General features: G+C 61.7%; 16 protein-coding genes and 1 pseudogene. 6 read left to right on the forward strand and 11 right to left on the reverse strand.

Going from position 1 to position 19,900, the window contains the following annotated elements:
• Nucleotides 1-128: 128 nt before the first annotated feature.
• Genes HX818_RS00555 through HX818_RS00565 form a run of 3 tightly spaced genes read right to left on the reverse strand, consistent with a single transcriptional unit; the run spans nt 129 to nt 3,752 of the window.
• Nucleotides 129-1,226, reverse strand: coding sequence for a DUF1513 domain-containing protein (locus tag HX818_RS00555; RefSeq protein WP_087694475.1), 1,098 nt, complete (start codon nt 1,224-1,226; stop codon nt 129-131).
• Nucleotides 1,227-1,228: 2 nt separating this feature from the next.
• Nucleotides 1,229-2,293 (reverse strand): imelysin family protein, encoded by a 1,065-nt coding sequence (locus HX818_RS00560; protein WP_102606236.1) that lies wholly within the window; start codon nt 2,291-2,293, stop codon nt 1,229-1,231.
• Nucleotides 2,294-2,324: 31 nt separating this feature from the next.
• Nucleotides 2,325-3,752 (reverse strand): di-heme oxidoredictase family protein, encoded by a 1,428-nt coding sequence (locus tag HX818_RS00565; RefSeq protein WP_177019286.1) that lies wholly within the window; start codon nt 3,750-3,752, stop codon nt 2,325-2,327.
• A gap of 139 nt (nt 3,753-3,891) precedes the next feature.
• Between HX818_RS00565 and HX818_RS00570 the strand changes: the two genes are divergently transcribed.
• Nucleotides 3,892-4,455, forward strand: a complete 564-nt coding sequence (locus HX818_RS00570) for an NAD(P)H nitroreductase (RefSeq protein WP_003214103.1) — start codon at nt 3,892-3,894, stop codon at nt 4,453-4,455.
• 149 nt (nt 4,456-4,604) lie between these two features.
• On the opposite strand, the gene HX818_RS31400 is transcribed toward HX818_RS00570, so the two are convergent.
• The 8 genes and pseudogenes from HX818_RS31400 to gap all read right to left on the reverse strand — a co-directional run bounded on the left by HX818_RS31400 (nt 4,605) and on the right by gap (nt 13,610).
• Complete coding sequence (locus tag HX818_RS31400) at nt 4,605-5,360, reverse strand: methyl-accepting chemotaxis protein (RefSeq protein WP_371132407.1); 756 nt, start codon at nt 5,358-5,360, stop codon at nt 4,605-4,607.
• Between the two features lie 102 nt (nt 5,361-5,462).
• A pseudogene (locus HX818_RS31405) lies at nt 5,463-6,743 on the reverse strand (HAMP domain-containing protein); the annotation flags it as partial.
• A 123-nt stretch (nt 6,744-6,866) separates the two neighbouring features.
• Nucleotides 6,867-7,268 carry a YbaN family protein gene (locus HX818_RS00580; RefSeq protein WP_008435511.1) on the reverse strand — a complete coding sequence of 134 codons (402 nt, stop codon included), beginning with the start codon at nt 7,266-7,268 and terminating at the stop codon, nt 6,867-6,869.
• A 170-nt stretch (nt 7,269-7,438) separates the two neighbouring features.
• Nucleotides 7,439-8,047, reverse strand: coding sequence for a biliverdin-producing heme oxygenase (locus tag HX818_RS00585; protein WP_177019288.1), 609 nt, complete (start codon nt 8,045-8,047; stop codon nt 7,439-7,441).
• A gap of 131 nt (nt 8,048-8,178) precedes the next feature.
• Nucleotides 8,179-10,758 (reverse strand): TonB-dependent receptor, encoded by a 2,580-nt coding sequence (locus HX818_RS00590; RefSeq protein ID WP_177019289.1) that lies wholly within the window; start codon nt 10,756-10,758, stop codon nt 8,179-8,181.
• Between the two features lie 117 nt (nt 10,759-10,875).
• Nucleotides 10,876-11,844, reverse strand: coding sequence for a FecR domain-containing protein (locus HX818_RS00595; protein ID WP_177019290.1), 969 nt, complete (start codon nt 11,842-11,844; stop codon nt 10,876-10,878).
• A 61-nt stretch (nt 11,845-11,905) separates the two neighbouring features.
• Complete coding sequence (locus tag HX818_RS00600) at nt 11,906-12,424, reverse strand: RNA polymerase sigma factor (protein ID WP_003214115.1); 519 nt, start codon at nt 12,422-12,424, stop codon at nt 11,906-11,908.
• 184 nt (nt 12,425-12,608) lie between these two features.
• Nucleotides 12,609-13,610, reverse strand: coding sequence for a type I glyceraldehyde-3-phosphate dehydrogenase (gene gap / locus HX818_RS00605; RefSeq protein ID WP_003214117.1), 1,002 nt, complete (start codon nt 13,608-13,610; stop codon nt 12,609-12,611).
• 221 nt (nt 13,611-13,831) lie between these two features.
• On the opposite strand from gap, the gene edd reads away from it, so the two are divergent.
• The 5 genes from edd (at nt 13,832) to uppS (ending at nt 19,839) form a co-directional block, all read left to right on the forward strand.
• Nucleotides 13,832-15,658 (forward strand): phosphogluconate dehydratase, encoded by a 1,827-nt coding sequence (gene edd, locus HX818_RS00610; RefSeq protein ID WP_003214119.1) that lies wholly within the window; start codon nt 13,832-13,834, stop codon nt 15,656-15,658.
• The gene (locus tag HX818_RS00615; RefSeq protein WP_003214122.1) at nt 15,655-16,611 is read left to right on the forward strand and encodes a glucokinase; all 957 of its coding nucleotides are present in this window, start codon (nt 15,655-15,657) and stop codon (nt 16,609-16,611) included. Before edd ends, HX818_RS00615 begins: the two co-directional genes overlap by 4 nt.
• Before the next feature lie 154 nt (nt 16,612-16,765).
• Nucleotides 16,766-17,497: a response regulator gene (locus tag HX818_RS00620; RefSeq protein WP_003214124.1), complete on the forward strand. Its 732-nt coding sequence runs from the start codon at nt 16,766-16,768 to the stop codon at nt 17,495-17,497.
• Nucleotides 17,487-18,956: an ATP-binding protein gene (locus tag HX818_RS00625; RefSeq protein ID WP_087694634.1), complete on the forward strand. Its 1,470-nt coding sequence runs from the start codon at nt 17,487-17,489 to the stop codon at nt 18,954-18,956. Before HX818_RS00620 ends, HX818_RS00625 begins: the two co-directional genes overlap by 11 nt.
• Before the next feature lie 139 nt (nt 18,957-19,095).
• Entirely contained in the window at nt 19,096-19,839 is a 744-nt protein-coding gene (uppS, locus tag HX818_RS00630) for a polyprenyl diphosphate synthase (RefSeq protein WP_177019291.1), read from the forward strand.
• Nucleotides 19,840-19,900 lie beyond the last annotated feature (61 nt).

Raw genomic sequence — 19,900 nt, forward strand, 5'->3', positions numbered from 1 at the left:
GCCGAGTGGTGGGGCAAGAGCCCTTTTGGTTACTTTTGGGGCTCTTTTCCAAAAGTGACCCGCTGTAAGAGCGGAACCATAAGTGGCCGTTACCGCAGCAACGGATATGCCCCCAATCAGCCCCCCAATCAAACCAGATGCAGATGGTTATCCCAAAGCCCCGCCGGCAACTCCAGCGGCTTGCCCACCAACGGCACCTGCCGACAATCATAAAACCGGCAACGCCCCTGCCCGGAAGTCACCACAAACCCATCAGCCACCGCACCCACCCCGGCACAATCCGGCAACGGCCCGTCCAGCAGCAACTGCGCGCTGTCCATGTTCCAGATAAAGAATCGATTCCCCCGTGGCGCCGTCAACGCCACCAGCCGCAACTCGCTGTGCACCGCAACGCTGGCCGTGTAATGCCCCATGGCCTGCAACTGCTCATCCGCCACCGGAAACGCCACAAACGCCTGCCCCGGCCGCTTGATCGCCAGCAACTCCGAACGCTCATGGGAAGGCCCCATGAATTGCTGCCCAGCGAGGATCGTCCCGTCGCTGGCAATCCCCATATGCCGCACACTGTTCATCTGCTGGCCCAGGGTCTCCTTGCTCAACAGCGTCCCGTCGCGCTTCATCAGGACCAGGCTCGGCTCCATGGCATTCAGGTTCATCTCCACCCGGCTCTCAGCCTCAGTGCGAATCCCGCCGTTAGCCACCACCAGCGTCTCGCCATCAGGCATCCACGACACCTGGTGCGGCCCGATGCCATGGGTGGAAATCTCCCCGGTGTGCACCAGCCGCTCACCCTCGAACCGGTACACACCCAGCAAACCGCGACCCGGGTCAGACGTGTCGTTCTCTGTGGCATACAACCACTCGCCATCCTTGTGCACCACCGCATGCCCGTAAAAGTGGCGATTGGCCTTGGAGGTGATGGTTTGCAGCAGCGCCCCGTCCCGCAAGTCGATCAGGTAACTCTCGGTGCCCGGCCGGCGGGCGACAAACAGCGCAATCGGCAGCGTCGGGTGGTTGATGATGTCGTGGCAGCGCTGGCCGACCTCGGTGGCAAATACCTGCTTGCCGTCCAGGCGAAAGCCGACGGCGTAGTGCCTGCCATCACTGTCATCCCGCGCCGAGAGCAGCAGCGGGCTTTTGCCCTTCTGCTTGAACAGCGTCCAGCCGCCCAAAGTGATCGCACTGAGCAGCACGCTGCCGAGGGCCAAAGCCTGTCGCCTGAGCATCATCAGTCACCGTCGTTGGCGTTAAAGCCCAGTTGGATGCCCAGCGCCTTGGCCAGCTCGCCTTCGTGCAGGCGGTGGACGACGTTGAGGCTGTCGTAGATATCGTTGAGTTGCTGGCGCCCGGCATCGTCGGCCAGCATTTCATTCAGCGTACGCTGGTTGCTGGCGAAGAGTTTCAGGGAGGCGGCATACGCGGCGTCGATCTTGTCAGCCAGGGGCTTTTGATCGGCAGGCAACAGGCCGCGCAGGCCTTTGTTGTCGACGCCGACCCAGACGGTCTGGGCGGCAGCCAGGCTGGCTTCCAGGCTTTGCAGGGACGACTGGCTGCGCCACGCATCGGCCTGGAACGGTTGCGGTATGCCCTTGGTCTGGCGGCCCATCGGGGTGCCGAGTTTTTTCTTCAGGGTGTCCAGCGCAGTCACTTGTACCCGCAGCAGGTCAGCAATGGCTTCGTGGGAATCGGCGTAGCGCTGGTTAGGAAACTTGGTCATCTGCGCCAGCATGCCGTCGGTGCTGTTCCAGCTCGACAGGATTTCTTCGGCCAGCAGTTTCTGGCGCTCGCCGATGGCTACCAGCAACGGGCAGTAGCGAGCTTTTTGCGTCTCGTCCGCCAGATCGGTCTTGGCGTCGTAGAGGATGTATTCGTAGGCCGACAGGCCCTGCACCACGACGCTGGATTTGGCCAGGGCGGCGGCGTCGATCTGTGGTTGGGCGGTCACCAGTTGCTCGACTTGACGACCCACCAGGTTTTTCTTGTCCGGCCAGAACTGCACCTGCCACGAGCGGTTGCCCTCGGCCAGCGGGCCGATCAGCAGCGGTTGCAACTCGGCCCAGGCTTTTTGCGCATGCAGGAAGTCGGCGCGGGCGGTCTCCAGGCTTTCCTTGCCCTGGCAGTAGGCCAGGGCGCTGACGGCCAGTTGGCGGTCGGCTTCAACCCAGCGGCTGTAGGTCGGCAGGATCACTTGCTTGGCGATGGCCGCCGAGGTCACCGCTTGCGGGTCCTGGGGCGAGCACGCACCGAGGGCGAGGGCGGCCAGGCTGGTGAACAACAACTTGGGACGGAACATGTCGAGCTCCCTTCTGTAATTAGGACAAAGCTTATAAAGAATTCAGAAATGCCAGCAACGCGGCGCGCTGCTCGGCATTGAACGACAACACATGCTGCTGCGCCGCCTGGGCTTCACCGCCGTGCCACAGCACGGCCTCCATCAGGTTGCGGGCGCGGCCGTCATGCAAGAACTGGGTGTGGCCACTGACGGCTTGCGTCAGGCCAATGCCCCACAACGGCGGCGTGCGCCAGTCGCGGCCACTGGCCTTGAATTCGCTGCGGTTGTCGGCCAGGCCGTCGCCCATGTCGTGCAGCAGCAAGTCGCTGTAGGGGCGAATCACCTGGTTAGCCAATTCAGGTTCGGCGGCGGTGGGCGCCGTGGTGAATTGCGGGGTGTGGCAGCCCTGGCAACCGGCCTGGTAGAACAGGTTTTTCCCGGCCAGCACTTGCGGTGCGTTGACGTCGCGGCGGGCGGGGACGGCCAGGTTGCGGGTGTAGAACAGCACCAGGCGCAGGATGTTGTCGCTGACCTCAGGCTCGCCATCCGGGCCATTGCCGTTGGGCGCCTGTTTGCAGGCCACTTGTGCATCGGTGCAGTCATCGAACGGTCTCAGGGAGGTGGTCAGGCCCATATCACCAGAGAACGCGTGAACATTTTGTTGATTGAGGTTCGGTTGCCCGGCTTTCCAGCCAAATCGACCGAGTACGGTCTTGTGTTGCGCGTCGTCCCAGACCCAATTCGCCCGCCCGACGATGGCTTCCTTGTCGGCGGCTTTCGGGTCGGTGTTGCGCAGGATGTCGGCGTCGGGGATCGCTTCGAGCAGCCCCAGGCCGATCATCGGCGGTGCAACCCGCGCCGAGAAGCGCGTGTCGGGGTGCATCGGCCCATAACCGAGCTGGGTGATTTGCAGGGCCGGCTTGCGCAATTCGACCACGGTGCCGTCCTTGAAGCGGACGTTGACCGGCGTGTAGTCGACCCGCACCTTGCCCTCCGGGGCGACGCCGGGCACGGCCATGTCCTGCAATTGCCCACCGTAGACCGGCTCGGGGACTACACCCAGTTGCTCGATGACCTTCGCATAGGGCGGCGCATCGGGAATCGACAGGCGTACCAGCATCGACACCGCGTTGGGCGCATCGGGCAATGGTGGATGCCCACGGCCATCCTTGATATGGCAGTTCTGGCAGGCATTGGTATTGAACAGCGGCCCCAGCCCGTCGCGGGCAGTGGTGGTGGACGGGGCAATCACCCAGGGGCTGCGAAAGAAACTGTTGCCGACGCTGAAGTCCAGGCGCCGGGTGGGCGACAGGTTGGCCGAGGGCAGGGAGAAGGCGTTCTGGTCGGTCTTCCTCACCGTGGTCGCGCCACCGGCACGCGCTTCACCAGGCTCGGCCTTGGTGAATCGCGGGGCGTCATCGCAGGCACTCAGGCTCAAGGCCATCAACAGTGCAGGCAGGCGAAGGGGCGAACGGGACATCAGTCTTCCTGAACGTAGGCTGAAAATAAGGCCGCAAAGTCTAACAGGGCAGGGCGGATTGAATAAGAGCAATTATCGTTTGGTGGTATCCGATTCATTCCCGCTAGAATGACTGCACATTTTTCTCTGGAGGTGGCCAATGCAGGCTCTCGACGCTTTGCTCAACCGTGTTTCCGTGCCGCGACTGCTGGACCCGGCACCGACCCAGGAGCAGCGCGACCTGCTGTTCGCCGCTGCCATGCGCGCGCCCGACCACGGCCAGCTGCGGCCTTGGCGCTTCCTGACGGTGGAAGGTGCGGCACGTGAGCGCATGGGCACCCTGCTGGCCGAAGCCGCCCGCCTGCAGGACGCCGACGCGCCCCAGGCCGCGATCGACAAGGCGCAGAACGGCCCGCTGCGGGCGCCGTTGGTGGTGGTGGTGATTGCCCGCCTGCAGGAACATTTCAAAGTGCCAAAATCCGAGCAGCTGCTGGCGGCGGCCTGTGCGGCCCACGGGATTCTGCTGGCGGCGTACGCCCAGGGGATCGGCGCGGTGTGGCGCACCGGTGAGTTGTCGTACTCGGCCCATGTCGCCAAAGGCCTTGGGCTGAAGGCGGATGAGGAAGTGATTGGCTTCCTCTACCTGGGCACCCCACAAAACCCGCCGCGTACGGCCCCGAAAGAAGACCTGGCGCCGTTTGTGGCAGCCTGGACGGGTCAATAAGGCACCGCGACTCTAAATGTGGACGGGCTTGTGTGGGAGCGGGCTTGCTCGCAAATGCGGTGTGTCAGTCAATACATGTACCGACTGATCCACCGCGTTCGCGAGCAAGCCCGCTCCCACATTGGGTGTTCACTGGTTTCAAGCCCGGGTCAAACCCGAAACTGATCCATCAGCTTCATCTGCTGGCTGGCCAGGGCGTTGAGCTGGCTGCTGATGGCCGCCGATTCGGTGGCCTGGCCGGTCAGGGTTTCGGTCACTGTGCGGATTGCCGAGACATTGCGGTTGACCTCTTCGGCCACCGCACTCTGCTGCTCGGCAGCGCTGGCGATTTGCAGGTTCATGTCGCTGATCACCGTCACTGCATCGCTGATCTTGCCCAGGGCCTGTACTGCCTGATGAATCTGCCCGGCGTTGTTCTGCGCCTGGGTCTGGCTCGAATGCATGGTCGCCACCACTCCACGGGTGCCGGTCTGGATGCGTTCGATCACCAGGCGAATCTCCTCCACTGAATCCTGAGTGCGCTTGGCCAGGTTGCGCACCTCGTCGGCCACCACCGCAAAACCGCGCCCGCTTTCCCCGGCTCGCGCCGCTTCAATCGCAGCGTTCAGGGCCAGCAGGTTGGTCTGTTCGGCAATGCTGCGGATCACTTCCAGTACCGAACCGATCTGCTCGCTGTTCACCGCCAGGGCTTCGACTTCGGTCACGGCCTTGCTCACTTCTTCGGCCAGGGTGGTGATGTCGCGGGTGCTGCGTTCAATGATCTGCATGCCTTCGCGGGCTGACTGGTCGGCACCGCGAGCGGCGTTGGCGGCGTTGGAGGCGCTGTTGGCCACGTCGTGGGCGGTGGCGCTCATTTCATTCGAGGCGGTGGCCACCTGGTCGATCTCACGGAACTGCACCTGCATGCCTTCGCTGGTCTGGCGCGCGATTGCCGAGGACTGGTCGGCGGTGCCACGGGCTTCGGTGATGCTTTGCTTGATCTGCGCGATGGTCGGCTGCAGCTTGTCGAGGAAGCGGTTGAACCAGTTCACCAGTTCCCCCAGTTCATCCTTTTTCGTGTAGGCCAGGCGCTGGGTGAGGTCACCGTCGCCGCTGGCGATTTCCTTGAGCATGGCGGCTACGCTGTTGATTGGCCGGGTCACGCCGGTGGCAGCCAGCCAGATCAGCAACAGTCCCAGCAGGCCGGCGGCTGCGCCTACCAGCAACGCCTTGAAAGTGTCGCTGGCCTGGGCGTTGTCGAGCACGGCCTGGAGTTTGTGGGCGTCTGCCAACAGCACCTGTTTGGGCAGCTTGATTACGATGCCCCAGGATTTGGCGTCGGCAATCGGCTTGACCGGGTACACCGCGCGGATTGTGTTGTCTTCCTCGCGGATCTTGCGGGTATCGCTGGCCAACAGCTGCACGATTTCCTTGCCTTCGGCGCCAAGGGTGTCGATCAGGTTTTTGCCGACTTTGGCGGGTTCACCGCTGTAGCCGGCGATCAGCCCGGTGCTGGAGATGATCTCCAGGTGCCCGGCGCCGTCGAACAGCTCTTTCTGCACCGCGTCGGTCGCGGCTTGCAGGGTGTTGAGGGCGAGGTCGACACCCACCACGCCGATCACTTTGCCGTCGACCAGCAGCGGCAGGGAAATGGTGGTCATCAACACCGGCTTGCCGGCTACGGTGTCTTCATACGGGTCCAGCAGGCAGGTGTTTTTTGTGTCTCGTGGGCAGGTGTACCAGATGTTGTAGGGCGTGCCGCTGAGGTTGAGGGTGGTCTTGGTCAGGTCATCCTCGACCATCACGGTGTTCAGGCCTTCACCGCCGGCGCGGCTCCAGTAGCTGGAAAAGCGGCCTTTTTCGTTGGACACACGGACGGCATCATTGACGAATTCACTGTCTTTGCCATCGAGGGCGTTGGGCTCGAACGACAGCCAGATGCCGAGCACCTTGGTGTTGCGGTCGAAGGCGGTTTTCAGGCTGTGGTTGAGTTCTTCACGCAAGGCCCCGGCATCCAGCGAGCGCTTGCCGGCCAGAGTGCGCAGGTCCTTGATCTGGTCGGCCAGGGCCGTCACCACCAACAGGCTTTCACCGAAGGTCTTTTGCAGTTGTACTGCTTGTTCGGCGGCCTTGGCCTGCAGCAGGTTCTGCACACTGTCGGTGAGCATTCGCGAGCTTGAATCGCTGATGAGTTCGTCGTTCTGGTTGGTCTGGTACAGGTTCATGCCGACCACCAGGGCGATCACCCCCAGCAGGCACAGACCGGACAACAGCACGATTTTCAAGCGAATGGAGAGGGTGTCGAACATAGAAGTACCCGCGAATGGACTTATTAGTATGCAAGCTCACGCGAGTCCATTCGGCGCTATGCCCGGAACATCGGCTTGGGCCGGCAGTTCATGAGCGGGAGCCGATGAGCGGTAGTCAGGGTGTCAGGTGGGTTGCGGGAGACGTTCCGGTCGCGACCAGATCCACAGGTTGCCCATGCTCATTCCGGCGATGGCCAGGTAGATCGGCCAGCCGTGGTCAAGCATCACCAGCATCAGGCCGGCGCACAGCAGCATGCTCACGGTGGCGCTGACTTTGGCCCGGCGGGCGATGATCTTGCCATTGCGCCAATTGAACAGGATCGGCCCGAACAGCCGGTGGTTTTCCAGCCAGGCACTCAGGCGCGGCGAGCTTTTGGTGGCGGCCCAGGCGGCCAGCAGGATGAACTCGGTGGTGGGCAAGCCCGGTACCACAATCGCAATCAAGCCGATGCCCAGGCTGACGTAGGCCAGCAGGCCGAACAGGACGCGGGCGATTTTGGATGAGGATTGGGTTTTGCCGGTCATGGGTGCGGTTTGCATGGATGGATTTACGAAGGATTCAAAGTGAAATCGGATCAAAATGTGGGAGCGGGCTTGCTCGCGAATGCGGTGGTTCAGTCACCAGATATATTGACTGATCCACCGCATTCGCGAGCAAGCCCGCTCCCACATTTGATTGCATTCCAATCAGGGAATCAGGCCAGTTCAGGGGCGCTAGCGTACGCCTGTTCCAGCAACACGGTGAAGCGCACGAACGCATCAATCGCGCCTTTCTCTACTTCGGCTTCTTCTTCGGCACTGAATTCCAGCGCGTCGAGGGTGCGGGTGAAGCGCTTCCAGCCTTCAGCGCGACCACCTGCCGGCTCGCCCAGGTGACGGGCACCGAAGGTTTCGCTCAGGCCCAGGCCCACGGCGCGCTTGATCAGGAACGCGGCGCCCAGCTTGGAACCTTCGGACACGAACAGCCACCCCAGGGCTTCGGCCTTGCTCGGGTTTTTCACCGCGCCGGCCACCGGTGCCGGTACTTCGGTGTCCAGGTCGCCCAGGTCCAGCTTGGCCGCTTCGGCACGGCAGCGTTCAGCGAGGTCAGGGACGATCTTGATCAACTCGGCATCGTTGTACAGCGCCACCAGCTCCGACTGGAACAGGTATTGCGCGACCACGAAGCGGGCGAAGTTGGCCTGGGTTTCAAACGGTGCATGGGCCTTCACCAACGCATCGAGCTTGGTGTGCGGTTCGTTGGTGATCTGGTTCAGGCGCTGGGAGCGCAGGGCTGCACGTTCTGCGGTAGGGGAGGCGGTCATCGGGGAGTCCTTGAGAAGAGAAAGCGTCTGGTTGCCAGGCTGTTATGAACTAGACGAACCAGAAGACGCGTCACAGTAAAAAATCCTCACCCCGGCGCAGATTAAATCGCGCCGGGGTGAGGCTCCATGGATCAGATGTCCCAGATCAGATTGATCGCAAAGTTGCGGCCCGGCTGGGTCAGGCGGTCGAGGTTGGCCGGGCCGGTCACACCGGCTTCGCCGACGCTGTCGTAGCTGCGCACGTCATCCCAGTTCCAGTATTTCTTGTCCGTCAGGTTGTACAGGCCGCCGTTGATGGTCACGTCGTTGGTGACCTTGTAGAAGCCGGTCAGGTCGACGATGCCAAAACCCGGGGTCTTGAACGGGCCGTTGGCGCTGTTGCCGTCAGGGGCGAAGAAGGTGGTGCTGTCGACGCGGTCCTGTTTCTTGACCAGGGTCCAGCTGACCAGGGCACCGTAGTTCTGCTGGTCATAGCCCAGGCCGAACACGCCCTTGAGCGGGTTGACGCTGTTCAACGGTTCGCCGTTGTCGTCATTGCGCCCGTAGGTGTAGGCAATCGAGCCTTGGGTATACAGGCCCTGCGGTGCGCCGAATGCGTCGAGGCTCAAGCGGCCCTTGGCCTCCACGCCCTTGATGGTGGCGTGCTTGATGTTGTTGGCTTCGAACTGCTGGACGGTGCCACCGGCAACCGAGGCATCTTCGTCGATGAAATCACGGTACTTGTTGTAGTACACCGCCACATCAAACGAGCCCGAGTCGAAGTTGCCGCGAATCCCGGTTTCGACGCCCCGGCTGCTTTCCGGCTTGAGGTCCGGGTTGGGTTCGACGGTGTAGCCCTGCTGCAGGTTTTCAAAGCGGCCATACAAGGCCTTGGCCGACGGGGTGCGATAGCCTTCGGCGTATTGGCCGAACCAGGTGTATTGCTCGGTCAGGGCATAAGTGATGCCGAATTTTGGCGTTACACGGTGCCAGTTCTTTTCCGAATCGCTGTGGTCGTAGATGCGTGTCGGGTCAACGGTATTGAGGAATTCCTGGGTCAGCTTGGGTTTGAGCTGGATGTAGTCGTACCGTACGCTGGGCAGGAAGGTCCACTTGTCCCAGGCAATCTGGTCCTGGGCAAACAGCGCGTAGGAGTTGATGGTAGGGTCGGGGAAGTCGCTGGCTTTTTTCACGCTGTCGGCGGCCGACGGGCTTGGTGCACCGATGGCGGTGCAGCCTGCGCCGACCGCCAGGCAGGTCGCGGCGCCTTCACGGGAACCGGTGACTTTCTGCTGTTTGAGGGTGGTGCCGTAGGTCACGACATGGTCGGTTTCGCCGATGCTGAAGGCCTTGTCCAACTGCGCGTCGAATACCCACTGCTTCTCTTCGTACAGGGTCTCGCGGGTGCGCAATACCTTGCGCGATGGCTGGTAGATTTCTGCGGTGGTCTGGTCGGTCTTGGCGATCTGGTAGTTGAGGCTGGTCTTGATGTGATCGGCAATCGGCGAGTCGAGGGCGAACTTGTTTTCGATGCCGAAGCGTTCTCGGGTGATGGTGTCGTTGCCCGTGCGGCCGCGGTAGAAGTTGAAGCCCTGGCCACCGACAAACGGGCCACCCACTGCGTTTTTCAGGTTGGTGTCGCGATCGTCCTTGAACTTCTCGTAGGTCAGGCCCAGGCGGTTGTCTTCGCCGTAGTTCCAGCCCAGTTTGGCCAGCACGTTGGTGGTGCGCGCATCTTCCGGGTTGGCGCCGGTGCGCGCCAGGCCGGTGGCGTTATTCCCGTCGTAGGATTCCATCTCGTGACCGTTGCGCTGGCTCAGGTGCAGCAAGCCGTCGAAGTCCTGCACGCGACCGGCGACGGTGCCGGAGGTCAGCCAGCTCTCGTCGGCGGAGCTGTAGCCGGTCTTCAGGCGTGCGCCGTAGTCCTGGCCGGGCTTGATGATGTCGTTGGGGTCGAGGGTGAAATAGCTCACCGCGCCGCCGATGGCGCTGCTGCCGTACAAGGCCGAGGCCGGGCCGCGCAGGATTTCCACGCGCTTGACGATTTCCGGGTCGACGTAGTTGCGGCGGGTCTTGGCGTAGGGGCCGTTGAAGAAGTTGTCTGGCACCTCGACGCCGTCCACTTGGGTCAGGATGCGGTCGCCGTCGATCCCGCGAATGTTGTAGCCGGCATTGCCGGAGCGGGTGCCGGCACCGCCCACCGAAACACCTGGCTCATAACGCACCAGTTCGCGGATGGTGTTGACGTTCTGGCGGTCCAGTTCTTCGCGGTCGTGCACTGTCACAGTGCTGGGCACGCTGTCCACGGCCTGTTCCTGGCGGGTGGCACTGATGGTCATCTGTTGCAGGGTGATGGCGCCGACGGCGACGCGTTTTTCCAGCACGATGTTGTTGTTGCCCAGTTTGCGATAACCCAGGTTGGTCCCCACCAACAGCCGGTCCAGGGCTTTATCCGCCGGCAATGAGCCGCGCACGCCAGGGGACGACACACCCTGGCCCAGTTCTGCTGGCAGGCCGACTTGCCAGCCGGTCACCGCGGTGAAGGCGTTCAGCGCCGAGACCAGGGATTGCTGCTCGATGCTGAAGCTGTAATTGCCCTGGCTGCGGCTGGCAGGCTCGGCGGCGGTGGCGGCCATGACGGGCGCACCGGCCAACAGGATTGCGGCCGTCAGCAGCGACAAGCCCTGGCGGCGAACGGGCGAAGAGGACCGGCGGTTGAAACGAGACGACATCGAGAGCGCTCCGGAAGGTACGAATCTTATAGTTGCGCACTGAATCAAATAGGAATCAGTTGCATTGGCTATAACGAGACGTATCGTCGCTGGCTATCGAGTAAAAATAATTCTCATTTAGTTCAGGATCACCAGCGCCGGGTATTCCGAGAGCTTGGCCGAGGTGATGTGGGCCAGGGAGCGCACCACGTCGAGCGGCTGGTCGAGCCGGTAATTGCCGGTGACGGCCACGCTGGCCAGCCTGTCGTTGTTGTTGACGATCCAGCCGGGGTAGTAGCGACGCAATTCGGCGAGCACTTCGCTCATCGGGCAGTTTTCGAAGATCAGCCGGCCGTCGACCCAGGCCAGGTCCTTGGTGGTGTCGAGCTTGGCCGGTTGGCCGAAGCCCTTGGGCCCGATGCGGATACTTTCACCGGCGCTCAGGCGCACCCGCGCGTCGTCAAACGTGTTGCTCAGGTCGACATCACCGCGCTGTACCTGAACCTGGGCTTCACCGTTCAAGTAGCGCACCGCGAAAGAGGTGTCCCTCACGCTGGCGCGCACCGGGCCGGCGTCGATTTCCAGGGGCGGGCCACGGCTGGGCAGTACTTCGAAAAACGCCTCGCCCTGATACAGGCGGGCGATGCGCTGGTGGTCCTTGATGCTGCTGGAGAAGGCTGAATTGGTGTTGAGCAACACTTTCGAGCCATCGTCCAGCTGCAGGCGCTGGCGCTCGCCCACCACGGTCAGATGGTCGGCCTGCAGGCGCATAGGCAGGTTGCTGAAGCTGAACAGGCCCAGCAGCAACACGGCGGCAGTGGCCAGGGGCTTCCAGTGCGGTTTGATACGGCGCCAGGCGCTGGGTTTGCGTGGCGCATTCAGGGCGACGGCAGCGCTGTGAACCGGCGCGCCGCCCCAGGCGGTCTGGGCCTTGATAAAGGCTTCGGCGTTTAACGGGTCGTTGGCGAGCCAGGCTTCAAATTCCGCTTGCTGCCCGGGTTGCGGGCACTGCAAGGCGATCAGCCAGTCGAGGGCTTGGTCCATGGCCGCGTCTTGCAACACCTCATGAGCCAGCTCATGGGGGTGCCGTTGATTCGGTTCCGTCACGGTGTTCCTCGGGTCTTCGCCACGTTTTAATCAATAGTCCTACAGACTGTGCCGACAAAGCTTAAGGGCGATCCAGTCTTTCGGCCACACCTATGCAGATGGCCATGATCAGTTTCAGTTCCTTCTGCACGGTGCTCAGGGACACGTCGAGCTTGTCGGCGATCTCCTGATAGCTGCAACCGTGCAGGCGGCTGAGGATGAATATCTGCTGCTGGCGGGCGCTCAACTGGCCGAGGCTGACACTCAGGTGCTCGAGCAATTGCTCGGCCTGTGTCGCGTCTTCGGGGGTGCTGACGGGGGAGGCGACGCTTTGCAGGACGTCCAGCGGGACATCTTCCTGCAGGGTGCGGGCCTGAATCCTGCGGGCTCGCAGGTGGTCCAGCGCCAGGTTGCGCGCCGTCTGGTAGACAAAGGGTTCGAGGTGGTCGATCGGCCGTTCGCTCAGGGCCCGGGTAACGCGCAGGTAGGTTTCCTGCAACAGGTCCTCGGCGGTGCTGTGGTTATTCACCATCCGCTGCAAGGTGCGCAGCAAAATCACCCGCTGGGTGAGGAAGACTTGGTTGAAACGAGATTGGCTCACAGTGATACCAGACCGATTTGCAGCGAATGATAATGCTTATCATCAACGAAAATGGCAAGTGGCACTTTGGATTACTGTAGGAGCGAGCTTGCTCGCGAAGGGCGTCAACGATATCGCTGGCATCCTGAATAAACGCGGTGGTTTTGCGTTTTTCGCGAGCAAGCTCGCTCCTACAGGCCGAGCATTACTCGGCGTTGCACAGCGCCAGGCAGTTATCCAGCATCCGGTTCGAGAAGCCCCACTCATTATCGTACCAGGCCAGCACTTTCAGCAGTTTGCCGCTGACCTTGGTGTGATTGGCGTCGAAGATCGACGAAAGCGGGTTATGGTTGAAGTCACTGGAAACCAGCGGCAGGGTGTTGTAGCCGAGGATTTTCGAGTGCTGGCTGGCTTCTTTCAGCAGCGCGTTGACCTGCTCGGCGCTGGCTTCTTTTTTCAGTTGCACGGTGAGGTCCACCAGCGACACGTTGATCACCGGTACACGCACGGCCATGCCGGTCAGCTTGCCTGCCAGTTCCGGCAGCACCAGGCCCACGGCTTCGGCAGCGCCGGTCTTGCTCGGGATCATGTTCTGGGTGGCCGAGCGCGCGCGGTACGGGTCGGTGTGGTAGACGTCGGTCAGGTTCTGGTCGTTGGTGTAGGCGTGGATGGTGGTCATCAAGCCGCTTTCGATGCCCAGCTCGCGGTGCAGCACCTGGGCCACGGGCGCCAGGCAGTTGGTGGTGCAGGAAGCGTTGGAGATGATCTGGTGGGATTGACGCAAAATGTCATGGTTTACCCCGTACACCACGGTGGCATCGGCGCCCTTGGCCGGGGCCGAGATGATTACCTTGCGCGCGCCGGCGGTAATATGGGCGGCGGCCTTGTCACGGTCGGTGAACAGACCGGTGCATTCGAACACCACGTCCACCTTGTGCGCAGCCCACGGCAGGTCGGCCGGGTTGCGAATGGCACTCACGGCAATCCGGTCACCATTCACGGTCAGGCTTTCCTGATCATGAGCGACCTCTGCGTCGAAAGTACCGTGGACGGTGTCGTATTTAAGCAGGTGGGCATTGATCGAGCTGTCGCCGAGATCGTTGATGGCGACGATCTGCAAATCCTGACGGTAGCCTTGGGTATAAAGTGCGCGCAGGACATTACGGCCAATACGGCCAAAACCATTGATAGCGATACGTAGAGTCATTGGAAGGTGCCTGTCGTCGATTTGTTGTAAGAATTACAAGATTATTCGCATAAAAATAGAAAACAAGCCTTTTTAGTGGCAATATTTTGTTCAATCTACAACGAGTGACCTGAATCAACTGGTCCGATTGGTCAAGCAACACCCTGCCAACCTCTTCGCGGCGGGCTTTTGACCAGCATAGACACTCAGGTCGCCACATCCGTTAGCCTGGAGTTCTATACATGCATCCCCGCGTACTTGAGGTCACCGAACGGCTTATCGCCCGCAGCCGTGCAACCCGTGAGGCATACCTTGCGCTCATTCGCGGCGCTGCCAGCGACGGCCCGATGCGCGGCAAGCTGCAATGCGCCAACTTTGCCCACGGCGTGGCCGGGTGTGGCACCGAAGACAAAAACAGCCTGCGCATGATGAACGCCGCCAACGTGGCAATTGTTTCGTCATATAACGACATGCTGTCGGCCCACCAGCCATACGAACATTTCCCCGAGCAAATCAAAAAGGCCCTGCGTGAAGTCGGTTCTGTTGGCCAGTTCGCCGGCGGTACCCCCGCCATGTGCGACGGCGTGACCCAGGGCGAGCCAGGCATGGAGCTCAGCCTGCTGAGCCGCGAAGTGATCGCCATGTCCACGGCGGTAGCGCTGTCCCATAACATGTTCGACGCCGCGCTGATGCTGGGTATCTGCGACAAGATCGTCCCCGGCCTGATGATGGGCGCCCTGCGCTACGGCCACCTGCCGATGATCTTCGTACCGGGCGGCCCGATGCCGTCGGGGATCTCCAACAAACAGAAAGCCGACGTGCGCCAGCGCTACGCCGAAGGCAAGGCCACCCGCGAAGAGCTGCTGGAATCGGAGATGAAGTCCTACCACAGCCCGGGCACCTGCACCTTCTACGGCACCGCCAACACCAACCAGTTGCTGATGGAAGTCATGGGCCTGCACCTGCCGGGCGCCTCGTTCGTCAACCCGTACACGCCGCTGCGTGACGCCCTGACCCGCGAAGCCGCGCACCAGGTCACGCGCCTGACCAAGGCCAACGGCAGCTTCACGCCGATCGGCGAGATCGTCGACGAGAAATCCATCGTCAACTCCATCATCGCCCTCAACGCCACGGGTGGGTCCACCAACCACACCCTGCACATGCCGGCCATCGCCATGTCGGCGGGCATCATCCTGACTTGGGATGATATGGCCGACCTCTCCGAAGTGGTGCCGACCCTGTCCCACGTGTATCCAAACGGCAAGGCCGACATCAACCACTTCCAGGCGGCGGGAGGCATGTCGTTCCTGATCCGCGAACTGCTGGAAGCCGGCCTGCTGCACAACGACGTCAACACCGTGGCCGGTCATGGCCTGAGCCGCTACACCCAGGAACCGTTCCTGGTGGACGGCGAGCTGGTATGGCGTGAAGGCCCGATCGAAAGCCTCGACGAAACCATCCTGCGTCCCGTGGCCCGTGCGTTCTCTCCGGAAGGCGGCCTGCGGGTAATGGAAGGCAACCTCGGCCGGGGTGTGATGAAGGTCTCCGCCGTGGCCCTCGAACATCAAATCGTCGAAGCCCCGGCCGTGGTGTTCCAGGACCAGCAAGACCTGGCCGACGCGTTCAAGGCCGGTGAGTTGGAAAAAGACTTTGTTGCGGTGATGCGTTTCCAGGGCCCGCGCTCCAACGGCATGCCGGAATTGCACAAGATGACCCCGTTCCTCGGCGTGTTGCAGGATCGTGGCTTCAAAGTGGCGTTGGTAACAGACGGGCGCATGTCCGGCGCCTCGGGTAAGATTCCCGCCGCGATTCACGTCAACCCCGAAGCCCAGAGCGGCGGGCCACTGGCACGTGTGCGCGATGGCGATATCATTCGCGTGGATGGCGTCAAAGGCACCTTGGAGCTTAAGGTGGACGCCGAAGAATTTGCCGCGCGCGCGCCTGCCACGGGCCTTCTGGGCAATAACGTGGGGGCCGGTCGCGAGTTGTTTGCGTTTATGCGTTTGGCTGCAAGCTCCGCAGAGCAGGGCGCCAGCGCCTTTACCTCTGCCTTGGAGACACTTAAGTGAAGCTAGCGCTGGTCGGTGATATCGGTGGTACCAACGCCCGTTTTGCGTTGTGGCGGGATCAGGAGCTGCATTCGATCCGCGTCCATGCGACGGCGGATCATGCCAGCCCGGAGGAGGCGATCCAGGTCTATCTGAAGGAAGAAGGCTTGGCCATCGGCTCGATTGGCGCGGTGTGCCTGTCGGTCGCGGGGCCGGTGAGTGGAGATGAATTTAAATTCACCAACAATCACTGGCGCCTGAGCAAGACTGCGTTCTGCAAGACCTTGCAGGTGGACGAGCTGCTGCTGGTGAATGATTTCTCGGCCATGGCCCTGGGCATGACCCGCCTGAAGCCCGACGAATTCCGCGTGGTGTGCGAAGGCACGCCGGAGCCGTTGCGCCCTGCGGTGGTGATTGGCCCGGGCACTGGCCTGGGCGTGGGCACCTTGCTCGACCTCGGCCATGGCCGTTGGGCGGCATTGCCGGGGGAGGGCGGCCATGTCGACCTGCCCGTGAGCAGCCCGCGTGAAGCCCAGCTGTGGCAGCACATCTACAATGAGATCGGCCATGTCAGCGCTGAAACTGCCTTGAGCGGTGGCGGTTTGCCCAGGTTGTACCGGGCGATCTGCGCGGTGGACGGTCACGAGGCGGTTCTGGAAACTCCCGAGGCCATCACTGCCGCTGGCCTGGCGGGCGACCCGATTGCCCTGGAAGTGCTGGACCAGTTCAGTATCTGGCTGGGCCGCGTCGCCGGTAACAATGTGCTGACCACCGGCGGTCGTGGTGGCGTGTACATCGTGGGTGGGGTGATCCCGCGCTTTGCCGATTTCTTTATCAAGAGTGGTTTTGCCAGGAGTTTTGGCGACAAGGGCTGCATGAGCGACTACTTCAAAGGCATTCCGGTGTGGCTGGTGACGGCACCGTACTCAGGGTTGACAGGTGCTGGTGTGGCGCTTGAGCAGGCATTTGCGTAGGCAGTGATGGCCTCTTCGCGAGCAAGCCCGCTCCCACATTCAATCCCATTCCAACTGGATGAATGAGGTCGAATGTGGGAGCGGGCTTGCTCGCGAAGGCGGCCTCAAGGGCAACAAATGACTTAAGCTTGGCCATAACAACAAGGAGGACCCCGTGAGCGTAATCAGTAAATCCATTCTCCTGGTCGACGACGACCAGGAAATCCGCGAGTTGCTGCAAACCTACCTCAGCCGCGCCGGTTTCCAGGTGCGCGGCGTGCCGGATGGCGCGGGGTTCCGCCAGGCGATGAACGAAGCCCCGTGCGACCTGGTGATCCTTGATGTGATGCTGCCGGACGAAGACGGTTTCAGCCTCTGCCGCTGGATCCGCCAGCACCCGCGCCAGGCCCAGGTGCCGATCATCATGCTCACCGCCAGTTCCGACGAAGCCGACCGCGTCATCGGCCTGGAGCTGGGTGCCGACGATTACATCGGCAAACCCTTCAGCCCCCGTGAGTTGCAGGCCCGTATCAAGGCCTTGTTGCGGCGCTGCCAGTTTGGCCAGGAGCGCAGCGGCGGCGAGGTGCTGGTGTTTGGCGAGTGGCGCCTGGACATGGTCAGCCACCGGCTGTTCCACGTCGACGGCGAGGAAGTGATTCTTTCCGGCGCCGATTTTGCCCTGCTCAAACTGTTCCTCGATCACCCCCAGCAAATCCTCGACCGCGACACCATCGGCAACGCCACCCGTGGCCGCGACCTGATGCCCCTGGACCGGATTGTCGACATGGCCGTCAGCCGTCTGCGCCAACGCCTGCGCGACACCGAAAAACCACCCCGGCTGATCCGCACCGTGCGCGGCAGTGGCTATCAATTGGCAGCCAGCGTGGTTGCCGGCAATGCCCACTGAGCGCCTGCGTGAACTGCGCCGGCGCATCCCGGTACCGCGTTCGCTGCTGGGGCGGATGTTACTGCTGACCCTGTTGGCGGTGCTGTTTGCCCAGGCGTTGTCCAGCGTGATCTGGGTCTCGCAATTGCGCGCTACCCAGCTTGAAGGCCTGGTAACCGCCGCCCGCAGCCTGGCGCATTCGATGACCGCCAGCGTCAGTTATTTCCGCTCGTTGCCGGTGGCCTTCCGGCCGTTGGTACTGGACCAGTTGCGCAGCATGGGCGGTACCCGGTTTGTGGTGACGCTCAACGACAAGCCCCTGGACATGGCGGTATTGCCGGAAACCCCGCGCAAGCATGCAGTGCTCGGTGCTGTCGAAGAAGTGTTGCGCCAGACCCTGGGCAGCGACGTGCATGTTTCGGTGGAGTTCGTCAGCGCCGAAGACCTGCGCATCTTCAACGCCGGCTTGAAACTCGATGAATTGCCGCGCTCCTGGGCGCATTACGCGTTGACCCTGGAACCGGTGAATCCGCCGGTGTTGGTCACCCAGATCCAGCTGGCCCAGGGCGAATGGCTCTACATTGCCTCCTTGCTGCCCGAACCCTATACCAGCCTCGAAGAACAAGGCCTGCCATACCAGCAGGTGTGGTTCATCGTGCTCACCAGCGGCTTCCTGCTGCTGTTTATCGGCCTGCTGGTGCACTGGCAAAGCCGTCCACTCAAGCGCCTGGCGAGGGCGGCGCGGGACATGTCCCTGGGCGCCGACGTGGAGCCGGTGGCCGAAGGCGGCGGCAGCGAAGTGGTGGAAGTAGGCCGCGCGTTCAATGCCATGCGCGAACGCATCAGCCGTTACCTGACCGAACGCAGCCAGCTGTTCAGCGCCATTTCCCACGACCTGCGCACACCCATCACACGCCTGCGGTTGCGGGTGGAATTGCTGGAAGACGAGAACCTGCAAACCAAGTTCGGCCGCGACCTGGATGAACTTGAGTTGCTGGTCAAAGGCGCGCTGCAGTGTGTGAAAGACACCGACATTCACGAAAACATCGAACCGGTGGACCTCAACCACGTACTCGACTGCCTGGTGGAGCCGTACCTGGCGCCCAACGGCAATGGGCGCGTGACCCAACATGGTCGGGCACTTACGACGTACCCGGGCAAGCCGCTGGCGCTCAAGCGCTGTATCGGCAACCTGATCGACAACGCCCTGAAGTACGGGCAGAACGCCCATTTGCATATTGAAGACGATGGCGCGGAATTCATCCTTCACGTCGACGACGAAGGCCCGGGCGTGCCGGAACAGCGCCTGGAGCAGGTCTTCGAACCGCACTTCCGCCTGGCCGGGCAGCAACAGGGTTACGGCCTGGGCCTGGGTATCGCCCGCAACATTGCCCACAGCCATGGCGGTGAAGTGAGTTTGCAGAATCTGCGGGAGGGCGGTTTGCGGGTGACCTTGCAACTGCCTCGTGGCCTCGACTAGACACGCTGACGGCTATCGCTAAATATTCTGGGGTTATTCCAATTTTGTATAAATAACTGTCATTTCTGACAGTGGCCGATTTCGAGTGAGTTCAGCACTATCCGGGTACAGGACGCAGGATGCGTCAGGAGTGTTGTTCATGCGCAATGAAGATGCGGACATCCCCGGTCTATGGTCGGCAGTTGCTAACCCTCCGATGCAGCATCTTGCGGTCATAATGGACGGCAACCGGCGATGGGCCGCGAAGAATAACCTGCCGGTTACAGAAGGTTATCGCCAGGGCGGGGCGGCAGTTGCCACGTTTCTTTCCTGGTGCGACATGCACCATATTCCCCAGGTTACTCTTTGGCCCTTGTCCTTGGAGAACCTCAAGCGCGATGCACAGGAAATCGATGCATTACTGGGCATTATCGTTGACGTGATTGATGGTCTGGCTGCCATACGCCGCTGGCGCCTCAACTTTTTTGGCGAGCTATGTAAGTTACCCGGCGAGGTTGTTCAGTCCATCGAGCGCGCCCAGGCCTTCACTCGGGGAGAGAGCGGGATGTGGGTCAACATTGCCATTGCCTACAGTGGCCGTGATGAGATCGTTTCGGCATTCAGAAAAATTCTGATTGAGCGTGAAGCCACCGGAGAGCTTTCCAATCTGGCCGAAACATTGAGCCTTGAGGATGTGAACGCCCACCTCTACAGCGCTGGCAACCCTGACCCTGACCTGATTATTCGCACTTCCGGCGAGCAAAGGCTGTCAGGCTTCATGCCGTGGCAAAGTGCATTTTCCGAATACTATTTCTCTTCCGTGTGCTGGCCGGAATTCAGCAAGAATGATTTTGACGCAGCCATCAACAGCTATCTGCAAAGACAGCGCCGTTTTGGCGCCTGATTGCACAGTATGAGGGGCAGGCCAATGATTCCGGCAGCCAGGTTAGTGTTTCCTCGCCTGA

This window comes from Pseudomonas sp. F9001, from assembly GCF_013385435.1.
Lineage (GTDB): Bacteria > Pseudomonadota > Gammaproteobacteria > Pseudomonadales > Pseudomonadaceae > Aquipseudomonas.

Bases quoted from the DNA above. Each gene is read 5' to 3' on its own strand.
- HX818_RS00585 (WP_177019288.1), bottom strand. From the start codon at position 8,047: ATGACCGCCTCCCCTACCGCAGAACGTGCAGCCCTGCGCTCCCAGCGC.
- HX818_RS00565 (WP_177019286.1), bottom strand. From the start codon at position 3,752: ATGTCCCGTTCGCCCCTTCGCCTGCCTGCACTGTTGATGGCCTTGAGC.
- edd (WP_003214119.1), top strand. From the start codon at position 13,832: ATGCATCCCCGCGTACTTGAGGTCACCGAACGGCTTATCGCCCGCAGC.
- HX818_RS00625 (WP_087694634.1), top strand. From the start codon at position 17,487: ATGCCCACTGAGCGCCTGCGTGAACTGCGCCGGCGCATCCCGGTACCG.
- HX818_RS00555 (WP_087694475.1), bottom strand. From the start codon at position 1,226: ATGCTCAGGCGACAGGCTTTGGCCCTCGGCAGCGTGCTGCTCAGTGCG.
- uppS (WP_177019291.1), top strand. From the start codon at position 19,096: ATGCGCAATGAAGATGCGGACATCCCCGGTCTATGGTCGGCAGTTGCT.
- HX818_RS31400 (WP_371132407.1), bottom strand. From the start codon at position 5,360: ATGCAGGTGCAGTTCCGTGAGATCGACCAGGTGGCCACCGCCTCGAAT.
- gap (WP_003214117.1), bottom strand. From the start codon at position 13,610: ATGACTCTACGTATCGCTATCAATGGTTTTGGCCGTATTGGCCGTAAT.
- HX818_RS00590 (WP_177019289.1), bottom strand. From the start codon at position 10,758: ATGTCGTCTCGTTTCAACCGCCGGTCCTCTTCGCCCGTTCGCCGCCAG.
- HX818_RS00560 (WP_102606236.1), bottom strand. From the start codon at position 2,293: ATGTTCCGTCCCAAGTTGTTGTTCACCAGCCTGGCCGCCCTCGCCCTC.
- HX818_RS00570 (WP_003214103.1), top strand. From the start codon at position 3,892: ATGCAGGCTCTCGACGCTTTGCTCAACCGTGTTTCCGTGCCGCGACTG.
- HX818_RS00580 (WP_008435511.1), bottom strand. From the start codon at position 7,268: ATGACCGGCAAAACCCAATCCTCATCCAAAATCGCCCGCGTCCTGTTC.